The organism is Jeongeupia sp. USM3 (genome assembly GCF_001808185.1).
Taxonomy (GTDB): Bacteria; Pseudomonadota; Gammaproteobacteria; order Burkholderiales; family Chitinibacteraceae; genus Jeongeupia.
This window is the reverse complement of the sequence record NZ_CP017668.1, coordinates 910,812-930,950: the sequence shown is the minus strand read 5'-3', so window position 1 is coordinate 930,950 and position 20,139 is coordinate 910,812. Positions and strand designations below refer to the sequence as shown.

General features: G+C 66.2%; 22 protein-coding genes. 12 read left to right on the top strand and 10 right to left on the bottom strand.

Features of this window, described 5'->3' with window-relative positions; genetic code table 11:
• Positions 1–18: 18 nt before the first annotated feature.
• On the top strand, positions 19–420 hold the full coding sequence (arfB, locus tag BJP62_RS04220) for an alternative ribosome rescue aminoacyl-tRNA hydrolase ArfB (RefSeq protein WP_070526925.1): 402 nt from the start codon (positions 19–21) through the stop codon (positions 418–420).
• Positions 421–533: 113 nt separating this feature from the next.
• Here the strand turns inward: arfB and BJP62_RS04215 are convergent, their stop codons facing one another.
• Positions 534–740, bottom strand: a complete 207-nt coding sequence (locus tag BJP62_RS04215; protein WP_070526922.1) for a dodecin — start codon at positions 738–740, stop codon at positions 534–536.
• Between the two features lie 388 nt (positions 741–1,128).
• Complete coding sequence (locus BJP62_RS04210; RefSeq protein WP_070526919.1) at positions 1,129–1,332, bottom strand: cold-shock protein; 204 nt, start codon at positions 1,330–1,332, stop codon at positions 1,129–1,131.
• A 462-nt stretch (positions 1,333–1,794) separates the two neighbouring features.
• Here BJP62_RS04210 and infA point away from each other — a divergent pair, with 462 nt between their 5' ends.
• From infA to BJP62_RS04185, 5 genes are all read left to right on the top strand, one after another.
• Positions 1,795–2,052, top strand: coding sequence for a translation initiation factor IF-1 (gene infA / locus BJP62_RS04205; protein WP_070526916.1), 258 nt, complete (start codon positions 1,795–1,797; stop codon positions 2,050–2,052).
• A gap of 5 nt (positions 2,053–2,057) precedes the next feature.
• Positions 2,058–2,465, top strand: coding sequence for an NUDIX domain-containing protein (locus tag BJP62_RS04200; protein ID WP_070526913.1), 408 nt, complete (start codon positions 2,058–2,060; stop codon positions 2,463–2,465).
• A 103-nt stretch (positions 2,466–2,568) separates the two neighbouring features.
• A complete protein-coding gene (locus BJP62_RS04195; RefSeq protein WP_070526911.1) occupies positions 2,569–2,982 on the top strand; it encodes a hypothetical protein in 414 nt (137 codons plus the stop codon).
• A gap of 57 nt (positions 2,983–3,039) precedes the next feature.
• Positions 3,040–4,374 (top strand): MATE family efflux transporter, encoded by a 1,335-nt coding sequence (locus BJP62_RS04190; protein WP_070526908.1) that lies wholly within the window; start codon positions 3,040–3,042, stop codon positions 4,372–4,374.
• 51 nt (positions 4,375–4,425) lie between these two features.
• Positions 4,426–5,268 (top strand): neutral zinc metallopeptidase, encoded by an 843-nt coding sequence (locus tag BJP62_RS04185; protein ID WP_070526905.1) that lies wholly within the window; start codon positions 4,426–4,428, stop codon positions 5,266–5,268.
• Between the two features lie 13 nt (positions 5,269–5,281).
• Here the strand turns inward: BJP62_RS04185 and BJP62_RS04180 are convergent, their stop codons facing one another.
• The 3 genes from BJP62_RS04180 to BJP62_RS04170 all read right to left on the bottom strand — a co-directional run bounded on the left by BJP62_RS04180 (position 5,282) and on the right by BJP62_RS04170 (position 6,373).
• Positions 5,282–5,512 (bottom strand): DUF2789 domain-containing protein, encoded by a 231-nt coding sequence (locus tag BJP62_RS04180; protein WP_070526903.1) that lies wholly within the window; start codon positions 5,510–5,512, stop codon positions 5,282–5,284.
• Between the two features lie 58 nt (positions 5,513–5,570).
• Positions 5,571–5,945 (bottom strand): hypothetical protein, encoded by a 375-nt coding sequence (locus BJP62_RS04175; protein ID WP_070526900.1) that lies wholly within the window; start codon positions 5,943–5,945, stop codon positions 5,571–5,573.
• A gap of 218 nt (positions 5,946–6,163) precedes the next feature.
• Complete coding sequence (locus BJP62_RS04170) at positions 6,164–6,373, bottom strand: DUF1059 domain-containing protein (protein WP_070526897.1); 210 nt, start codon at positions 6,371–6,373, stop codon at positions 6,164–6,166.
• Positions 6,374–6,677: 304 nt separating this feature from the next.
• Here BJP62_RS04170 and BJP62_RS04165 point away from each other — a divergent pair, with 304 nt between their 5' ends.
• From BJP62_RS04165 to BJP62_RS04145, 5 genes are all read left to right on the top strand, one after another.
• Entirely contained in the window at positions 6,678–7,310 is a 633-nt protein-coding gene (locus tag BJP62_RS04165) for a hypothetical protein (protein WP_070526895.1), read from the top strand.
• Positions 7,311–7,677: 367 nt separating this feature from the next.
• On the top strand, positions 7,678–8,796 hold the full coding sequence (wecB, locus tag BJP62_RS04160; protein WP_070526892.1) for a non-hydrolyzing UDP-N-acetylglucosamine 2-epimerase: 1,119 nt from the start codon (positions 7,678–7,680) through the stop codon (positions 8,794–8,796).
• 14 nt (positions 8,797–8,810) lie between these two features.
• The gene (gene nrfB, locus BJP62_RS04155; protein WP_070526889.1) at positions 8,811–11,048 is read left to right on the top strand and encodes a cyclic di-3',5'-guanylate-activated glycosyltransferase NrfB; all 2,238 of its coding nucleotides are present in this window, start codon (positions 8,811–8,813) and stop codon (positions 11,046–11,048) included.
• A gap of 8 nt (positions 11,049–11,056) precedes the next feature.
• Positions 11,057–14,023, top strand: a complete 2,967-nt coding sequence (locus BJP62_RS04150; RefSeq protein WP_168163792.1) for a tetratricopeptide repeat protein — start codon at positions 11,057–11,059, stop codon at positions 14,021–14,023.
• An 8-nt stretch (positions 14,024–14,031) separates the two neighbouring features.
• Entirely contained in the window at positions 14,032–14,934 is a 903-nt protein-coding gene (locus tag BJP62_RS04145; RefSeq protein WP_070526886.1) for a DUF4434 domain-containing protein, read from the top strand.
• Between the two features lie 302 nt (positions 14,935–15,236).
• Here BJP62_RS04145 and BJP62_RS04140 read toward each other — a convergent pair whose 3' ends face one another.
• Positions 15,237–15,707, bottom strand: a complete 471-nt coding sequence (locus tag BJP62_RS04140; RefSeq protein WP_168163791.1) for a DUF3429 domain-containing protein — start codon at positions 15,705–15,707, stop codon at positions 15,237–15,239.
• Between the two features lie 266 nt (positions 15,708–15,973).
• Between BJP62_RS04140 and BJP62_RS04135 the strand changes: the two genes are divergently transcribed.
• A complete protein-coding gene (locus tag BJP62_RS04135; protein WP_070526881.1) occupies positions 15,974–16,744 on the top strand; it encodes an HAD-IIA family hydrolase in 771 nt (256 codons plus the stop codon).
• Here BJP62_RS04135 and BJP62_RS04130 read toward each other — a convergent pair.
• The 4 genes from BJP62_RS04130 to BJP62_RS04115 all read right to left on the bottom strand — a co-directional run bounded on the left by BJP62_RS04130 (position 16,699) and on the right by BJP62_RS04115 (position 20,102).
• Positions 16,699–17,904: a GGDEF domain-containing protein gene (locus BJP62_RS04130; RefSeq protein ID WP_070526877.1), complete on the bottom strand. Its 1,206-nt coding sequence runs from the start codon at positions 17,902–17,904 to the stop codon at positions 16,699–16,701. The two genes, BJP62_RS04135 and BJP62_RS04130, sit on opposite strands and share 46 nt — an antisense overlap.
• On the bottom strand, positions 17,901–18,428 hold the full coding sequence (locus BJP62_RS04125) for a molybdopterin-dependent oxidoreductase (RefSeq protein ID WP_070526874.1): 528 nt from the start codon (positions 18,426–18,428) through the stop codon (positions 17,901–17,903). Before BJP62_RS04125 ends, BJP62_RS04130 begins: the two co-directional genes overlap by 4 nt.
• A gap of 125 nt (positions 18,429–18,553) precedes the next feature.
• Positions 18,554–19,420: an EamA family transporter RarD gene (rarD, locus tag BJP62_RS04120; RefSeq protein ID WP_070526871.1), complete on the bottom strand. Its 867-nt coding sequence runs from the start codon at positions 19,418–19,420 to the stop codon at positions 18,554–18,556.
• A gap of 97 nt (positions 19,421–19,517) precedes the next feature.
• Complete coding sequence (locus BJP62_RS04115) at positions 19,518–20,102, bottom strand: GPR1/FUN34/YaaH family transporter (protein WP_070526870.1); 585 nt, start codon at positions 20,100–20,102, stop codon at positions 19,518–19,520.
• Between the last annotated feature and the right edge of the window lie 37 nt (positions 20,103–20,139).

Genomic DNA, 20,139 nt, shown 5'->3' with positions numbered 1-20,139 from the left:
ATCCGCGGCGGGGACGTCGTGAAGTCGTACGCCGTTCGCGACGACGAGGTCGAGTTCAGCGCGATCCGTGCGCAGGGTGCCGGCGGCCAGAACGTCAACAAGGTGTCGAGCGCGGTTCACCTGCGTTTCGACATCTGCGCGTCGTCCCTGCCCGATTTCATCAAGGCGCGACTGCTGGCGCTGAACGACAGCCGGATCAGCAAGGACGGCGTTGTCGTGATCAAGGCACAGCAGTCGCGCAGCCAGGAGCAGAACCGACTCGACGCGCTGGCGCGCTTGCAGGCGCTCGTCGACGGCATCACGGAAACCGCCAAGGCGAGAAGGGCGACCAAACCGACCTGGGGCTCGCAAAAACGCCGGCTCGAAAAGAAAACCCAGCGCGGTTCGATCAAGGCCATGCGCGGCAAGGTCACCGATTAGCGCGGCCAGCAAAATCCTGCGCAACGGTGCTGGCAAGGGGCCCTTTAGGGGCCGAAACGCAGACAGTAAACTGGTACGGCAAGCGAGCACAACGCCGCAGCAGGATTAGGCGCTCAGTCGACGCGGAAGCCGACCTTCAGCGTGACCTGCCAGTGGCCGACCTTGCCATCGACGATGTGGCCACGGGTTTCGACAACCTCGAACCAATCCATGTTCTTGATCGTCTGTGCCGCCTTGGCGATGGCGTTGCGGATCGCCTCGTCGCAGCTCTGGGTCGACGAACCGACGAGCTCGACCATTTTGTACACGTGTTCGCTCATGCTGTTTCTCCGGCTGGGGCAGATTTCAGCATAGCCCCGCATGCTGGGGCCTGTTGTCATGAGTTTCACGACTGCGTTCGGGGCAGTTCGGGATGGCGTGCACGAAGCCAGTCACGCTGCGGTACGCGTACCGCAAGTGGCTGGCGACACCGCGCGGCGCCCGAAATACCCCGAACCCGAAGGGCTGAGCCGAAAAATGCCCATCCACTGCGTTGCGCTCCTTGGCAATAACTTGTTATTGCTGGCGTCGCGCGCCTTGTGGCTGGTCCTTTTTCGGCACAGCGCAGTCGTGAAACTCATGACGACAGGCCCTAGGCGCAGACGCAAAAAAGCCCGGCGGTGCCGGGCTTTTTCGTAGCGAATCGAGTGCGGCTCTCGCCGCGGTCGATTAAGCAGCCTTGATGTTCGAGGCTTGCTTGCCCTTCGGGCCGGTGGTGACATCGAAGGTCACGCGCTGGCCTTCGGCCAGGGTCTTGAAACCGTTCGAATTGATTTGCGAGAAGTGCGCGAACAGGTCGTCGCCGCCTTCGTCCGGGGTGATGAAGCCGAAGCCCTTAGCGTCGTTGAACCACTTAACGGTACCGGTAGCCATGAGAATATCCCTTGCTTGAAACAGGTGTTGATGAAGAACAGGGCAAAGCCCTAGGTGCACGGAAATCAAGGGATGTGGGGAGATACGAGGTACTGCCAGAGGCACTACGGATACCGACAACGTCACTACTTGAAAATCCTGCGCTTGTCTTTTTACCCCCGTTTTGGAAGGGGTGCAAGCGGAATTTTCGAGCCGGTTCGTGAAAATGACGAATGGCTGGCCCGGCGCCGCGCGCAGCGCGAACGGTGATATTTCCTTGGCAATTCCGCTGACATTGCTGGGTCCGGGGCCGGTGTGGCGCGTACAATGCCGGCTTGCCTTCCCAAGGGCCGCCCCATGCGTTGGGTTTGATGCCGGCCCGATTTTCCCCTTTTGCCGTCCGTCCCGGTTCGCGCCTGCGTGCAGGTGCGGTGCTGCCGCATTGCCGGCACGAGGGTTTATCTCCGTTTACACAGGAACATCATGGCCAAGGAAGATTCGATCGAATTTGAAGGTGTGGTACTCGAAGTGCTCCCGGATACGCGTTTCCGCGTTGAACTCAGCAATGGCGTCACGATTTCGGCCTATGCGTCGGGCAAGATGCGCAAACACCGCATCCGCATCCTCGCCGGCGACCGCGTGACGGTGGAAATGTCGCCGTATGACCTGACCAAGGGTCGGGTCAGCTTCCGTCACAAGGACGCCAACGCCCCGGCCGCGGCGTCGTTCCGCCGGCGCTGACCGGCATGAGCGCCGCGCCGATTCGCGTGGTGGCACTGGCGGTGCTGCGTGACGGCAGACTGCTGACCGTGCGCAAGCGCGGTACCGAACGCTTCATGCTGCCGGGCGGCAAGCCCGAAGCGGGCGAGGCCGAGGCGGTGGCGCTGGCCAGGGAAATCGCCGAAGAGCTTTGCGTCGCCGTCGAACCGGGGTCGCTGCAACGTTTCGGCGAATTCACCGCCGACGCCGCCAACGAGCCGGGTCGGGTTGTCCACGCGACGGTCTACCTTGGCGAACTGGCCGGCGAGATCAGGCTGGCGGCCGAAATCGAGGCGATGCACTGGCTCGACCTCGATGCGCCGCCGGCGGTGGCGCTGGCGCCGCTGCTGGCGACGCGGCTGTTGCCCGCTTTGCGCGGTATGCCGCCGGTCTGAGCCGTACAAATAAAAAATACGGTTCAGCGGAACCGCGGCTAGCTTGAGACGGACACACGGTGCAGGGCCTTCAGCTGCGAAGGCCCATCACGGAGGACCGCCCATGAAGCGCATGCCACGCCAGTTGATCCAGACCGCCCTCGTTGTTTCGCTCGCCACGCCGGCCATTGCGCTGGCCGGGCCCTTGCCGGAAGTGCAGCACTCGGCGCAAGGCATCGCCTATATCAGTGGCGGGGTCGGTGACGAGGAGGCCAGCGCGATCCGTGCCGCGGCCGGCGATTACAACGTCCGGCTGCTGTTGACCGGCAAGCAGGGCCAATACCTCGCCAATGCGCATATCCAGGTGCTCGACGCCAAGGGCAAGCCGGTCGTCGATGCAACCGCCGACGGCCCGTACTTCTACATGAAGCTCAAGCCGGGCAAATACCAACTGGTGGCGACCCTCGATGAGCGGCCGCAGCAGCGGATGCTGCAGGTGGCCAAGCAAGGGAGCCGCAGCGTTCACCTGACCTGGTAACTTGCCGCCGGCGGGCGGGGCACCGACAATCCGGCATCCGCCGTTGGTCTCCCGCCCATGTCTACACTCCTTCCTCCCGCCGGCGATGCCGCTGCCTGGCACCGCCGCGTGCTGCAACTGGCGGTGCCGGTCGTACTGGCCAACCTGACCCAGCCGCTGATGACGGCGGTCGACACCGCGGTCGCCGGCCATCTGCCCGATCCGGCCTACCTCGGCGGCGTCGCACTCGGCGGCTTGCTGCTCAATTTCGTGTTCTGGGGCTTCGGTTTCCTGCGAATGGGGACGACCGGCCTCGTCGCGCAGGCGCATGGCGCCGGCGACACCGCGGCACTCGGCGCGACGCTGGCAAGGGCGCTGCTGCTGGCCTTCGGCCTTGGCGCGGCCCTGCTGCTGCTCAGGCCCTTGCTGCTCGGTACCGGCCTGTCCCTGCTCGGCGGCAGCGCCGAGGTGCAGGCCCACGCCGCGGACTATGCCGGTGCGCGGATCTGGGCCGCGCCGTTCGCGCTCGGCAACTACGTGGTGCTCGGCTTCTTGCTCGGCATGCAGCGGGTCCGCGCGGCGCTGGTGCTGCAGATCTGGATCAATATCGTCAATGCGCTGGCGGTGTTCGCCTATGTCTACGGGCCGGGTCTCGGCGTGGCGGGGATCGGCGCGGCGACGGCGACGGCCGACCTGCTCGGATTCGTTGCCGGCGCGCTGCTGCTGCGCCGGCACCTCGTGCTGCCGGCATGGTCCGTGCTGACCGAGCGCGCCGCCTTGTGGCGGCTGGTCGCGATCAACCGCGACATTTTCATCCGCACCATCTGCCTGTTGCTCGGTTTCGCCTGGTTTGCCCGCGCCGGCGCTGCGCAGGGCGATGCGGTGCTCGCGGCCAATGCGCTGCTGCTCAACTTCCAGACCTTCATGGCCTACGGCCTCGACGGCTTTGCCCATGCGGCCGAGGCGCTGGCCGGCAGCGCGGTCGGTGCACGGCGGCGCGATCTGCTGCTGCGGACGATACGGACCACGCTCGTCTGGTCGCTGGGGGTTGCCGTGGTGTTCTCGCTCGCCTATGCCTTGCTCGGTACCGCCATCATCGCCGTGCTGACCGACCAGCCTGCGGTGCGCGCGACCGCGAGCCATTACCTGCCATGGGTGATCGTTGCGCCGCTCGTGTCGGCGTGGGGCTTCCTGTTTGACGGCATCTTCATCGGCGCGACGCGGACCGGCGCGCTGATGCGTGGCATGCTGCTGTCGCTGGCGGGTTTTGCACTTGCGGTCACGACCTTGCCGCAGCACTTCGGCAATCACGGTCTGTGGATGGCCTTCATGGTGCTGATGGTGCTGCGCGGCGTCACGCTGGCGCTGGCCTTGCCGGGCCTGCTCGATTCGCTCGGGCGGGCGGCACGGTGACGACGGCAAAGCTATGGTGAATGAGGCCGGTATGCCGGCAGGGGGGAGACGATGCGTTGGAAGGACATGCGCGAGAGCGCGAACGTCGAGGATCGGCGCGGGCAGGGCGGCCGCGGCGGCTTCAAGCTGGGAATCGGCGGCATTATCGCCGTCGTGGTGATCAGCCTGCTGCTGGGCAAGAACCCGATCGAGATGCTCGGGCTGGTGTCGCAGTTTACCGGCGGCGGGTCGGTCAGCCAGCAGGCCGCCGCGCCAAGCGACAATGATCAGGGCAAGCAGTTTACCGCCCGGGTGCTCGGCGATACCGAGGACACCTGGACCAGGCTGTTTGCCGAAAACGGCGGCACCTATCGGCCACCGACGCTGGTGCTGTTCCGCAACGGCGTTGCGTCGGCGTGCGGCCAGGCCAGTTCGGCCGTCGGGCCGTTCTACTGCCCGGGCGACAGCAAGGTGTATCTCGACCTCGGATTTTTCGACGAACTGAGCCGGCGTTACGGTGCCAAGGGCGAGTTCGCCCAGGCCTACGTGATTGCCCACGAGGTCGGCCATCACGTGCAGAACCTGATCGGCGTGTCCGGCAAGGTCAGGCAGTTGCAGAGCGGCAAGGGCGAAGCGGCCGCCAACGCCTTGTCGGTGAAGCAGGAGCTGCAGGCAGACTGCCTCGCCGGGGTCTGGGGGCATCACGCGCAGTCGCGCGGGCTGCTCGAAGCCGGTGACCTGCAGGATGCGCTGATTGCCGCGCAGGCGATCGGCGACGACACGCTGCAGCGCAATGCCGGCCGCAGCGTGACACCCGACTCGTTCACCCACGGCTCGGCCGCCGAGCGGATGCAGTGGTTGCAGCGCGGATTCGACTCCGGCCGAATGCAGGACTGCAATACCTTCGGCGGCTGAAGTCGTCCGGGGCTCAATCGCTCAGCAGCGCGGCCAGCTCGTCGGCCATTTCGGCCCAGTCCGAATCGTCGTCGAGCGCTTCTGCGAGGAATTCGGCCTGCGCCGGCGCCCAGAACGGCGCGTCGGGCAAGCTGACGCCAGCCGCCAAACGGTGGCTGGCGATGAACTGGCGGATGCTGTGGGCATCGTCGGGCAGGCCGAGCTGCTTGAACAGCACGGCCAGCGTGTGGGGGCTGGTATCCATGGGCGGCTCCCGGTGGTTTGAATACCAGTCTAGTGCGGCGCGTTGACTCGGGGGCGACTCAGTCGTCATCGTCCCAGTCGCGGTGATGGCGGCGCTTGTCGTACTTGCCGCGCTTGTAACCGTCGCGGTAGCCGTCGTAGTAGCGATGGCGTTCATAGACCCACGGTGGCGGGCCCGGACGGAATTCGGCGCGGCGCCAGTAACCGTCACGCCAGTACGGCCGCGGCGCCTGGATCCAGCCGCCCTCGACCCAGACATAGCCCGGGCGCGGCGGCGGGGCGACGATGACCGGTGCCGGCCGGACGACGACGGCGCCAGGGATGCCGATGCCGATGTCGATATCGACATTGGTCCGTGCTTGCGCCGGTGCCGCGACGAGCGTGCCGGCGAACAGTGCCGCCGCGGCGACGCTGCGAATCAGGATGTGCTTCATGTGTACCTCCTTTCTACGTACTGCCGGTGTTGGCCCGGCCGGCGGCAGCCACTGCTGCCTTGCCTTTATCGTGTACTCCTGATGCCAGCATACCCACGGCACGCAGAAAGGCTTGTGAGCAAGCTCACAACGACGGTAACTGTTTGTTCTGAATGGAACATTCAAAAAAAGAGGCAACCGGTTCCGGTTGCCTCCGCGGATGGGCTGACCCTGGCGTGTCAGGCCGCCAGGCGGGTTTCGGCGCTACCCGGTTCATCCTTGAACATCGCGGCGAGCTGCGAGCGCAGCTCGGGGGTGTCGTCGTAGCCGTGTGCGTGCACGGCATGTTCGATGGCGGCCTTGAGGAGTTCATCCTTGCTGTCGGCCGAAATTTTCACCGAGCAGGCGCTGCCCGGGTAATCGCGACAATCGATATATGTCCGGCTCATGATCGGGCTCCTGTTCCATGTCGAGATGCTGCTCCGTCCCTGATGCATCGCTGGGTATTCTTCATGTATACGCCTGTGCGCCCCGCCGGGCACACTTTGCCCCGTCCGGATGGCCCGTCCGTCCGCTTGGGCCGACGAAAGCCCGGTTGCCGGCCGGCCTGCATGCAATTCTGGCCCGTGAAGGCTTCACGGCACCTGCGGATCGTTGCCGCAGGCTGATCGCCTGCGTTGCAAGGTGGCCGGCGGGGAACTTGCGCCCGGCGCCGGCCACCAATCCCTGTTGAATACCGATAAGGAGTGAACGATGCGCGTGTCTTACTTCCTGCTGTTGCCGCTGGCGCTCGGGCTGGCTGCCTGCGACAAGGCCGAGCCGATTGCCCAGCAGGCCGCGTCGGCCGTGGTGGCCGAAACCCTGAAGCAGGCGGGCAGCCAGGCGCAGCAGGTGCTCGACAAGGCCAAGAACGACGCCAACGAAACGCTGGCCGGAATGGGGATCGACGCCAGCGCCGCGGTTGACTCGCTCAAGGAAAAGGCCCGGAACGCGCTCAAGGAACAGGCCGCAACGCTGAACGGCAACGACTGGCGGTCGCTGGAACAGTTTGTCGGCAAGTATCCGCGCGATGTCGGGCTCTACACCGATGTCAGCCCGATCGCACCGGAGCTCAAGCGTCTGCTCGGCAGCCGGTTCGAGACGTTCAAGGAATGGATGGCGACCCAGGGACCGCTGCAGCGGGAGCAGGGCGTCCTGTACGCCACCGGCAACAAGCAGCACGCGGCCGGCGACGGCAGCGCCTACCTGCTGATCGACGTGGCCAGGCGTCAGCTCGAAGTCGGCATGATGTCCAAGGGCAAGCTCGTGGTGTACGCGAGTGCCGGCGACGCGATCTACAAGCCCAAGGATGTCGAAACGATCATCCAGAACATGGCTGGCCGCTAGTTCCGCCTGCTGGCCCCAAAAGCAAGAAGCCGCGCATCCGTCGCGGCTTCTTGCTTTTTCACTGTTGACGGACATCAAAGTGTTACCGGTAACTATTTGCCTGTTTTGCTTCTGGCATTAAATGTCAAAATACTTGCCATACCTGCAACCTGCTCGTCGTTTCTCTTGGAAAGGGTGAAAGGCTGCGCTGGGGCGGGGCTTGTGCCATGCTGGAACCGGTGAAAGCGAGTGCCTCCACTGCTGGGGAAAGCCGGAATTTAGTTGCGTTGAGAACCCATGGTATAAGCGCCTTATTGGTAAAGACGCGTCAGCGTCAGGCTGCCGGCAGATTGGCCGGTAAACTGTATTGATGGCTTTTGGAGCGTTCATGCAAGACATTCTGCTCGTTTCGGGGACCCGCCCCGAAATCATCAAGATCGCGCCGCTGTACCACGCGCTGAAGGCCCACACCCGCGCGAACGTCCGCTGGCTGCACACCGGCCAGCACGGCGAGATGGCGCAGCAGATTCTCGCGTGCTTCGATATCGTCCCCGACATCATGCTCGAACGGCGCGGCAGCAGCCTGGCCGATTTCAGCATCGGTTGCCGCGAGCAGCTCGAAGCGGTGATGGCGAGCCAGCCCTGGTCACTGGTCGTCGTTCAGGGCGATACGGAGAGCGCCTTCCTCGGCGCGCTGGCGGGCTTCTATCACCGCGTGCCGGTCGCGCACGTCGAGGCCGGGCTGCGTACCTACAATCCGGACCGGCCGTTCCCGGAGGAGGGCATCCGGCAGATGATCGGCCGTGTGGCGCGCTTTCACTTCGCGCCGACCCAGCGCGCGCGCGACGCGCTGCTCAAGGAGAACATCGCCGAAAAGCACGTCACGCTGACCGGCAACACCGTCGTCGACGCCCAGCAGTGGGTGATGGCCAACCGGGGAATCAGCCGCCGGGCCGAAGGTCGCGGCCATATGCTGGTCACGGTGCACCGGCGGGAGAACTGGGGCAACGACGTCGAGGAGATTTGCCATGCGATCGCCGACATCGCGACCCGCCACCCCGAGCTCGACGTGCTGTTCCCGGTCCACCTGAACCCGGTGATCCAGAAGCCGGTGCGCGCGATTCTCGGCCATGTCGCCAACGTGAAGCTGACCGCGCCGATGGATTACCTCGAGATGCAGCAGGCGCTGGCCGATGCGTGGCTGGTGCTGACCGATTCGGGCGGCCTGCAGGAAGAAGCGCCGACGTTCGGCGTGCCGCTTTTGGTGCTGCGCGACGAAACCGAGCGCCCCGAGGCAATCGAGGCCGGCTGCGCCAGACTGGTCGGTACCCGGCGCGACGTCATTGTCGGGCAGGTCGAAGCGCTATGGAGCGATGAAGCGGCGTATCGCGCGATGCAGCATGCCGGCAATCCGTTCGGCGACGGCAAGTCGTGCGACTACATCGTCGCCGCGCTGCGCAAGGGGCTGGCCTACACGCCGCACAACCAGGCGCCGGACTTCGCCTGAGCGGAACCTTGCCCATGACCTTGCTGGATCTCTTTTCGACCTACCTGTACGGCCTGAAGCTGCTGGCGGTCACCGTGGCGGTGATGATGCTGGTCAGCGGTATCGACGATCTGTTCATCGACATCGTCTACTGGCTGCGCCGCGGCTGGCGGGTGGTCACCGTCTACCGCAGCAACGACTACCTCGACTACAAGGCGCTGTACGAGCCGGCCGAGAAGCCGCTGGCGATCATGGTGCCGGCGTGGCACGAGACCGGCGTGATCGGCAAGATGGCCGAACTGGCGGCGACGACGCTCGACTACGAGAACTACCACATCTTCGTCGGCACCTATCCGAACGATCCGGATACCCAGCGCGACGTCGACGAGGTGTGCGCGCGCTTTCCCAATGTCCACAAGGTGGTGTGCGCGCGGCCGGGGCCGACCAGCAAGGCCGATTGCCTGAACAACGTGCTCGACGCGATCCTGCAGTTCGAGCACAGCGCCAAGTTCGAGTTCGTCGGCTTCATCCTGCACGATGCCGAGGATGTGATCTCGGACATGGAGCTGCGGTTGTTCAACTATCTGGTCGAGCGCAAGGATCTGATCCAGATTCCGGTCTACCCGTTCGAGCGCGAATGGACCAATTTCACCAGCCTGTCCTATCTCGACGAGTTCGCCGAACTGCACGGCAAGGACGTGCCGGTGCGCGAGGCGCTGGCCGGCCAGGTGCCCAGCGCCGGCGTCGGCACCTGTTTCAGCCGTCGCGCGGTCCTGGCGCTGCTGGCCGACGGCGACGGCATCGCCTTCGACGTCCAGAGCCTGACCGAAGACTACGACATCGGCTTCCGGCTCAAGGAAAAGGGCATGAAGGAAGTATTCGTGCGCTTCCCGGTGATCAGGGATTCGGAGCAGTCGTCCAACTTCCGCGGCCTGCTCGGCCAGAGCCGGCGATCGTCCAACGTGATCTGCGTGCGCGAGTACTTTCCCGATACCTTGCAGACAGCGGTACGGCAGAAGTCGCGCTGGATCATCGGCATCGTCTACCAGGGCTTCAAGACCCACCGCTGGACCAGCAACTGGACGCTCAACTACTTCCTGTGGCGCGACCGCAAGGGCGCGATCAGCAACTTCGTCAGCTTCATCGCCTCGCTGATCCTGCTGCAACTGCTGGCGCTGTGGCTGTACCAGCGGCTGTGGCCGGATGCGTACCATTTCCTGTCGATCTTCGAGGGCGACCGCTGGCTGGTGGGGCTGCTGTGGATCAACTTCCTGCTGATGAGCAACCGGATGCTGCAGCGGATCATCTTCGTCTCCGGTTATTACGGCCTGGCGCAGGGGCTGATGGCATTGCCGCGGCTGTTCTGGGACAACCTGATCAACTTTCTCGCCAACTGGCGCGCGCTGAGTCAGATCATAGCCCAGGGCGATCCGCGCCGGGTTGCGTGGGACAAGACTACCCACGACTTTCCGAGCGTCGGCGGTGAAAACCGCGCCCGCCATCCGCTGGGGCAGATCCTGATCGAACAGGGCGTGCTGGCGCAGGCGCAGCTCGATGCCGCGCTGGTGCACCGCAGCCATGGCCTTCGTGTCGGCAGCTGGCTGGTGCACGAGAACGTGATCACCGCCGAACAGCTGGCCCGGGCCGTGGCCGCGCAAAGCCACGTCGACTACGAAGCGGTCGACGCTTATGCCTTGCCGGCATCGCTGATTGCACAGGTGCCGGCGTCGATTGCGCTGCACTACGTTGTATTGCCGATTCGCGAGGAGGGCGGGACGCTGGTGGTCGCCAGCGAATCCGACATCGACCCGGTTTCGCTGGCGGCGCTGTCGCGCAAGCTGGCAAGGCCGGTGCGCTACGTGATCGCCGCCAAGGGGCAGGTGACCGTCGGGTTGCGCCGCTGGTACGTCCGCGCGCCGCAGGATGACCCGCGCGCGCTGCTCGACGACGCGGTTGCCGCACACCTGCTGACCCGTCAGCAGGCCGAGCAGCTCTGGCAGGATTTCGTACCGAAGCAGGTGCTGTTCGCCGAGATCCTCATGTCGCTGGGCCACATCGGCCCCGCGGCACTGAATGCGCTGCTGCTGCGGCACGAGCGCAGCGAGCTGAGCTTCGGCCAGTTCCTGGTCAGCGAAGGCGTCATCAGCGAGGCGACGCTCGACGAGGCATTGCGACTGCAACGCGAGCTGCAGCCCAGCATGGCGGCGCTGTTGCAGCAGCAGGGCATCGGCGCCGATGCCATCGATTCACTCCGTCCGGCGGCGGCCGCATGAATACAACGATGAAACTCCTGCCCGCACTGCTGGCGCTGGCCCTGGCCGCGCCGGCACTCGCCGCGGTGGAAAAGAACTTCGACCTTGGCGACGAGGTCAGCAGCTATCGCCGCTTCATCATTTACCCGCATTTGCAAAAGGGCTTTGCCTCGCTGGAGCGCGGCGACGACAGCCGCGCGATCACGGAATTCGAATCGGCGCGGCGGCTGGCGCCGGGCAATGCGACCATCGCGCTGTATCTGGCGAATGCCTACGAGCGCACCGGCCAGCCCGACCGCGCCGAAGTCGTGCTCGAAGAGGCGCGGCAGCGCACGCCGAACGATGCCCGCATCACCTCGGCGCTGGCGGCGCTGCAAGGGCTCAAGCCGGTCACGCCGCTCGACGACGAGCCCGAGGCCATGCCACAGCTCGCCGACGGCGCGCCGGCACCGCAGGCATCCCAAGCGCCGCCGGCAGCCGATTGCAGCGAGGAAAGAACACCGGTTTGCCGTTCGATCGCCGGTAACGCCGCGCTGCGGCGCGGACAACTGGCGCAGGCGCAGGCCGAGCTCGACGATGCCGGGTTTGCCGCCAGCTCCGAGGGCATTGCCTTGCGCCGCGCGCTGGTGCAAAGGGCGATCTACCTGAAGGACTGGAAACGGGCCGAAGCGCAACTGACGGCGCTGCAGTCGGCGGGCCGGCTCACCGGCGGCGAACGCAGCCAGTGGCTCAACCTGCTGCTGGGCCAGGGCAGGCTCGACGAGGCGCAGGCATTGCTCGACCAGGGGGGCGCGCACCGGGCGCAGGATCAACTGGCCTATGCGCAGGCGCTGTCTCGCCAGCGCGACGACGCCGGGCTGATGCGGTTCATGGCGGGCAAGCAGCCGGCGTTCCAGAGCGCCGCGGACGAGCGGCAATGGATGAGCCTGTTGCAGCGCGACGACGCCCGCTACGCGGCGTATGTTCCGCGCTATGCCGGCAACCGCCGCGATCAGGCCGAAGTGCTGGTGCCCAGGCTGATCGCGCAGGGCAATGACGCGGCCGCGCTGCGGCTGCTCGACCAGTTGCCGGCCGACCAGTTGCTGAACGAGCGGTTTGCACTCAGCCTCAGGCGCGGGCAGCTCGATCAGGCCGGCAAGCAGGCATCGGCGCTGTTGCGCGAACGCGGCAACGATCCGGCCCTGCTGGACGCGCTCAGCTACCAGCTGATGCAGGCCGGCGGACAAAAGCAGGCTGCCCGGCTGCTGCTCGATGCCTATCCGTACACCGATACGCCGCCGCTGCGCCGCGCCGCGCTGGAACAGCGCCTGGCCCAGCTGGTGACCGAGGCACCGGGTCTGCTGAACGCAGCAGACAAGGCCAGGCTGGCGCGGCCGCTGGACACGGTTGGCCAGCGCAGCCGGCAAGCGGCGATCTTTTCGGGACTGAAGGACTGCAAGCAGGTCCGCACGCTGCTGGGCGACCTGTCACCGGCGTACGAGCGCGACGCGTGGATGCTGCTGGGCGACTGCTATCGCGAACCGGCGCCGGGGCTTGCGCAGTACAGCTATGCCGAGGCCGATCTGCGCGATCCCGGCGGCGACGCCACGCGGGCGCTGGCCTACCAGGCTTTCGCGACCAAGGACTACCCGACGGCATTGCAGGCGTGGCAGGCGTTGCCGCAGGACGAGCTCAAACCGGCCGAGCTGATGGCCGCGGCCACGACCGCGGTCAGCGCCGGCGACACGGCCGAGGCGACGCGCTGGCTCGATGCCTACGTCGTGCACGGCGGCGACCGGAGCGACCGCTACTGGTCGTTGCGGGCGCAGGCCGAGGCCGACCCGGTGCGGCAGCGCGACGCGCTCGAGAAGGCGATCGCGCTTCATCCGGAAACCGATTACTACGTCAGGCTGGCGGCGCTGCAAGGCGCAGCCGGGGACGACAAGGCGGCATTGGGCAGCCTGCAGCGGGCCGAAGCGCTGGCGCCCGACGACCCCGAACTGAAGCTCACGCTCGGTTACGCCTACTGGCGCGCCGGCGATGCGGCCAAGGCGCGCGAGCTGCTCGAACAGGTGCGCCAGCGCTACCCGGACGACCCGGCCGTCGTCCAGCAGCTCGTCTACGCAAACCAGCGCCTGGCCGACAACAACGCGGCACGTGCCTACGCGCGGCAGGTGATCGACGAGCTCAACGCCTACCCGGCGGACGAACTCACCGACGAGGTGCTTGACCAGCGGTTCGGCTTCCGCAGGCTGCACGAAGACCTTGGCCGGCGCTGGTCGTTCAGCGCCGGGGCCTTCAGCGGCACCAGCAGCGGCGGCATCGGCAATGCGGCCGATCCGGGAACGGCGTACCGCGCCTATTCGCAGGTCGAAGCCGCCTACCGTCTTGGCGATCCGCCGATCCGCAACGGCCGGACACTGGAAGCGTATGCGCGGATCTTCGCCGGCGGCGGTAGCAGCGACGACGCCTACGACGCGCTGCCGATCTATTCGCCGATGCTGGGCGTCGGCCTGCGCTGGAAACCGATCGGAACCCAGACCCTGTTCCTGTCGGCCGAGGCGCAGATGCCGCTTGATCGCGGCGGCGACGGCGAGTTCGACTACATGCTGCGCGCCAGCGCATCCTTCCTCAACGACGGCAAGTTCAGCGACGACTGGCACGCGTCGGGCCGCGGCTGGGTGGCGCAGAACCTCTACCTCGACGCAGCGTATTACATCAAGGCGCAACGCACGGCGGCGACGGCCGACTACCGGCTCAGCTATCACAAGAAGGTCTTCAGCAAGGCTCAGACGATCGAACCCTACGCGCATGTCCAGTACAACCTGATCCATGACGACGGCGACAGCAACGATTTCCGCGCCGGCATCGGTGTCCGCTGGAACTTCTGGTACGGCCAGACCGAGTACGATGCGTACCGGCACAAGAACAGTGTCGGCATCGAGTTCCAGCATGCGTTCAGTACCTATCTGGACGAAACCAACAGCGCGTTCCTGACTTTCGGAGGCACCTGGTGAAACGGCATATGACGCGATGGCTGCTGGCGGTCGTGCTGGCGCTGCCGGCGCTTGCGCAGGCGATGACCGCAATCATGTACCAGCCGCAACTGCGCGACCGTGACGTGCCGGCGGCGAGCTGGCCGCACATCTTCGGTGTCGCGCGCGCACAGGGCTTCGATACGCTGGTGGTGCAGTGGACGCAGCATGGCGACGGCTTCACCGCGCCCGCCGACCGGGACTGGCTGGCGGCGCGCCTGGGCGACGCGCGTGCCGCCGGGCTGACACTGGTGCTGGGCCTGGGCTCCGATCAGGATTTCTTCATCCGCCAGCAGCAGCCGGTCCGCGTGCTCGACGGCTATTTCCGCCGCTTGAAGCAGACCAATCTCGCGCTGGCACGGCAGTGGGCCGAGCGGCTCGGCCCGAAGGCGATCGCCGGCTGGTATCTGCCGGTCGAGATCGACGATGTCCGCTGGCGCGACGCCGATGCCCGCGACGTGCTGGCGCGCTATCTCGCCACCGAGGCCAGACAGCTGCGCACGGTGCTCGACAAGCCGGTGTACGCAACCAGCTTCTTTGTCGGGAACATGGCGCCGCAGACCTATGCCGGCCTGATCCGCGAGCTCGGGCGCGGCAGTGGCGTCCGGCTCTGGATACAGGACGGCGCCGGTACCGGCAGGCTCAATGCCGCCGAGCGCCAGGTCTACCTCGACGCCGTCAGCGACCGCCGCAACGATTGCCAGAACCCTGCCGGTCACGGCGTCGTCTACGAACTGTTCGTGCAGACCGGTGACGACAGCGCCTTCAAGGCCAAGCCGCGCTCGCCGGACGAGGCGCGCCACATCCTCGCCAAGCGGGCCGCGTGTGGCGGCGACAGCGTGTTCTTCTCGCTGCGCTACCTGCCGGCGCTCAACGGCGTGCTGCCGTACTGAGAGCCTGTTCAACGTCTTTTCACGCCAGCGCCGGGCCGGAAAAAGGTCAGACATCCCACAAGGGGATTCCCTGCGGTCACAAGCGTACGACACAGGCAATAACCGGTTATTGGCAAAGAGTACAACGCAGTGGATGTTTTTTTCCGGCCCGGCCCTTCGGGTTTGGCGCATTGCCGGCGGCGTACGGCGTTGCAAGCCGCTTGCGGTACCCGTACCGCGGCGCGGCTTGCGCCTTGTCTGCCATCCGGCACTGCGCCAAACGCTGGTGCGAAAAGACGTTGAACAGGCTCTGAGACCGGCCGTCAGACCCTGGTCGCGACGGCCAGCCCGGTCAGCAGCACGACCACGGTCAGGCCGAAGCGCAGGCGCATGAACCAGGCCGGGTAATGGTCGGGGTCGACGTGGTTGAGCAGTACGTCGGCCGCGTACTGGACCGCGTACATCGCCATCAGCATCCAGATGCCGATCCGCCACGGCGCGAGGATCGCGGCCCAGGCGATCAGCGGCGGCAGGCCCGCCCAGCTCATCCGCAGCCAGCGTTCGCCGTCCGACAGGTCGGGTTCGAGCCCGAGCGCCCAGTGCAGGCCGCCGAGAAAACTCAGCACGCTGGCCGAATAGGCCAGATAGGTGGTCAGCGCATGGCCGCGGGTCAGCGGGTCGCCGCTGAAGCTGAGTACGGCGAAGAAGATGTACGGCAACAGCCCGGCAAGGCCGAGCACCAGTGCCGGCAGCGGAATGTGTCCGGGGCGGCTGGAATGAAGTGACAGATGCACGATCGTCTCCTCGGCATGGCCTTGATGCAGGTTGGAGTCGCCGCCGCGCACGTGGTTCACCGGGTGCGGCCCCCGTCGCCGGCCGACGGCGCCTGCTTGCCGCACGGCGCGAGCCGTTGCGGCCGGGGCCTCCACGCCGGACATTCCGCGTGCCGAGCAGCCCCTTGCCGCTACTGCCGCGCCGGATTTTGCCCGCCAGCACGCGCCCTTTTGGGGCACTGGTCGTGCCGAGCGGGTACGATGGACGCCAAACCAAGGAGGGAGCAATGATCAAGGGCATCATCAGCGACATGGACGGGGTCGTCTATCGCGGCAAGCAGCTGATTCCGGGGGCGCAGGCGTTCGTCAGGCGCCTGCTTGACGCGCAAACGCCGTTCCTGTTCCTGACCAACAACGCCGAGCAGACGCCGCTCGACCTGAAACTCAAGCTGCAGCAACTGGGGATCTCGGGGCTGACCGAGGACAACTTCATCACCAGCGCGATGGCGACGGCGATGTTCCTCAAGCAGCAGAAGGAAAATGCGACGGTTTTCGTCGTCGGTGGCGGCGGGCTGATCAACGAGCTCTACAACGTCGGCTTCTCGATCTCCGAATCGCATCCCGACTACGTCGTCGTCAGCAAGACGACGAGCTTCTCGTTCGAGCAGCTGAAGAAGGCGGTGCGGCTGATCGACGGCGGCGCCAAGTTCATCGGCACCAATCCGGACATGATCGACCCGATCGAAGGCGGCCACGAGCCCGCTGCCGGCACCCTGCTGGCGGCGATTTCGGCCGCGACCGGCAAGCGGCCCTACATCGTCGGCAAGCCGAATGCGCTGATGATGATGCTCGCGGCGCGCAAGCTCGGCCTGCACCCGGAAGAGGCGCTGATGGTCGGCGACCGGATGGACACCGACATCGTCGGCGGGATGGAGGCCGGCATGAAGACCGCACTGGTGCTCTCGGGCGTGACCACGCAGCAGATGATCGACGACTTCCCGTACCGGCCGGACTACCTTTTCCAGAACGTCGGCGAGATCTCGCTCGAGACACTGTAGACGGCGTCGCCGAGTGCCGGTTCCAGCGAGAGTACCGGCGCGGCGATGACGCGGTTGCGGCCGCAATGCTTGGCGCGGTACAGCGCCGCATCGGCCTGGGCGAAGGTCGCCGCCGCCGACGGGTCGGCATCGTGGCGCATCGCCGCGACACCGAACGAGGCGGTGATGCCGAGCGTGCTGCCGCCATGGCGGACCGACAGCGCCGCGATCGCTTCGCAATAGCGCGTTGCGGCGTCGGTGGCGGCGGCGAGCGTCGTTTCCGGCATCAGGATGGCGAACTCCTCACCGCCGATCCGCGCGACAAGGTCGGACTGACGGGACAGCGCCTGCAGGCTGGCCGCGACTGTCTTGAGGACGGCGTCGCCGGCCGGGTGTCCCCAGTTGTCGTTGACCGCCTTGAAGTAGTCGAGGTCGACGAGGATCAGCGCGACCGGCAGATCGTAACGCAGCGCGCGCGCGTGTTCGGCTTCCGATTGCTGCATGAAGACGCGGCGGTTGGCGAGCCCGGTCAGCCCGTCGGTCATGGCGAGCGTGCGCAGCTCGCGCCGCTGGCCCGATACGACGATCAGGCCGCCGACCAGTACGGCGCCGAGCGTGACCAGCCCGGCCAGCAGCCAGAGCGTGATTTCCCCGGTCTTGATCAGCAGCCGGCGCTGGGCGTCATCGGCCTTGGCGATGGCGCTGGTGGTTTCGAGCACGATCAGGTTGACGAGCTGGCCGCCGTCGTCGAGCAGCGCCCGCGCTTCGGCATGCGCGCCGCCGTCGTCACGGTCGGCCGAGGCCCGCAGCCGTTCCAGCCTGGTATCGAGCGTCCGGCGGTAGCGCAGCAGCTTTTCCAGGTGCAGTGGCGACAGCGCAGCCTGACGATAGCTGCTTTCGACGATGTCCAGCTGCAGCCGCAGCAGATCCTCGACGCCCTGGGACGACATGTCGCTGTCGTCGAGCAGGCCCAGCATGCGTCGTTCGACCACCGAGTTGAAGCGCTCCCAGGCCGCGAACAGCCGCGAGCTGTGGTAGCCGACCGTGCTGGTCTGGTTGTCCAGGGTGTGTCGCATGCCGTGGAACACGGTGGCGGCGCCGGCGACCAGGAGCATGCCGACGGCGAACAGCAGCCCGGAAACGAGCAGGCTGGCGCGGTAGCGGTAGTAGAGGCGGTTCAATCGTCGGTGACCGGCTGGATCGACACCAGGTTCCAGATCCATAGCATTCCCCGGGTCGTACCCAGTTTGTCGACTTCGTCGGGCCACAGCAGGCGCAGCGGACCCTTCTGGCGGACGGTCATCTCGCGGGTTTCAAAACGGGTGGCGATGAGCGGCTCGCGGCGGCGCCACTCCGCCGCGTCGATCTCCACGGCATAGCGGTCGGCCGCGGCAAAGCGCAAGCGCGGGCTGTTTGCGAGGCCGTAGCGCCGGAGCACGTCGCTGAGCTTGACACCCTGAAACGTGCCTTGCTCGCCCCAGATCAGCGACAGCCTGACGCGGTAATGCGGCAGCGATTCGAGTTCGGCCAGCGTCAGCCGGCGGGCGTTCGGGCCGTCGCCGATGCGCAGAACCACGGCCGAAGCGGCCGGGGCCGGCCATGATTGCGCGTCCGCCTGCAGCGCGGCGCCCTGCGCGGCCGGTATGACGGCCAGCAGCAGCGGTACGCTGCCTGCGAGGGAAAGGACGCCCGGGGTACGCCGCATCTGACGGGACTCCGATGGATTGCGTTGAATGTCGACCGCGGACTATGAAGAACCTACATGACAATCGGCTTTCAAAATTTAGCCTGTTGTCGGGTTCAACACCTGAATTCAGATGAATGGTCGGTTCAGCGTCGCTTCGCCCACAGGCCTTCGACGGTGTAGAGCACGATCGCAAGCCAGATCAGCGCGAAGCCCAGCAGCTTGGCCTGGCCGAACGGCTCGTGCCAGAGCCAGACGCCGAGCAGCAACTGTACCGTCGGCCCGGTGTACTGGAGGACGCCGAGCAGCGAAAGCGGGATGCGTCTGGCGCCGGCAGCGAACAGCAGCAGCGGTACGGCGGTGATCGGCCCGGCCAGCGCGCACAGCAGCTGGATGCCGGGGCTGGCGCTGGTAAAGCCGGACTGGCCGCTGCCGATCAGCCAGAGCAGCGCGCCGCCGGCAAACGGGAACAGCAGCAGCGTTTCGAGCGACAGGCCTTCGAGTGCGCCGAGCGATGCGGTCTTGCGCAGCAGGCCGTAGGTACCGAAGGTGACGGCGAGCAGCAGCGCGATCCACGGCAACTGGCCGGTCTGCCAGGTCAGCCACGCCACGCCGGCGGCGGCGACGCCGATCGCCAGCCACTGGCCGAGGCGCAAGCGCTCATGTAGGAACGCGACGCCGAACAGCACGTTGACCAGCGGGTTGATGTAATAGCCGAGACTGGCGTCGATCACGCGGCCGGCCTGGACCGCCCAGATATAGGTGAACCAGTTCGCGCTGAGCAACAGCGCCGATGCCATGAAGCCGGCGAGCAGCTTGGGCTGGTGGCGCAACTGCCCCAGCCAGGCCCACTGGCGCCTCAGCGCGAGGATGACGCCGAGGAACACCAGCGACCAGACCATCCGGTGCAGCAGGATTTCGCCGGCCGGGATCCCGGTCAGCGCCTTGAGGTAGAGCGGCAGCAGGCCCCAGATCAGGAAGGCCAGCGTTGCGTAGAGAATGCCGATTTGCATGAGACGGTACAGCGGAAACGGCCGTTCAGTCTAAGCCAGCCGCAGCGATCGCGAAGCGTACAGACTGCACCGTTTCGGGGCGGTGCAGTCGCGGGGCTCAGTGGCCGCCGAGCGGCAACACCGTGCGGCCGTAGGTTTCGTTCAGCACTTCGGCGATGGCGGTGTAGATCGCCGACGCGCCGCAGACGAGGCCGACGATGCCGGCACAGCGGGTCAGGGCCAGCGCACCGGTGAATTCGGCCGCTGCGAGCAGGAAGAACAGCACGGTCAGCGTGCCGAACACCACGCGGGTGGCGATGCTGGCGTGCAGTGTGCCGACGAACAGGCACAGCGTGAACACGCCCCACATCAGCATGTAGGCGCCCATGCCCGCGGCATTCTGCGCGTCGGCCCAGCCGAGCTTGGGCAGCACGAGCAGGGCGACCAGCGACAGCCAGAACATGCCGTACGAGGTGAAGGCGACGGTGCCGAAGGTATTGCCCTTTTTCCATTCCATGATGCCGGCGATCAGCTGCGCCAGCCCGCCGTAGAAAATGCCCATTGCCAGGATCATGCTGCCGAGCGGGATCCAGCCGACGTTGTGCACGTTGAGCAGCACGGTGGTCATCCCGAAGCCGAGCAGGCCGAGCGGGGCGGGGTTGGCGGTGGTGTCTTTGAGCTGAACGAGCTGTGAGTCGGTCATGGTGTTCCTGTGAATGAAGGCAAAGCCTGCCACCGAC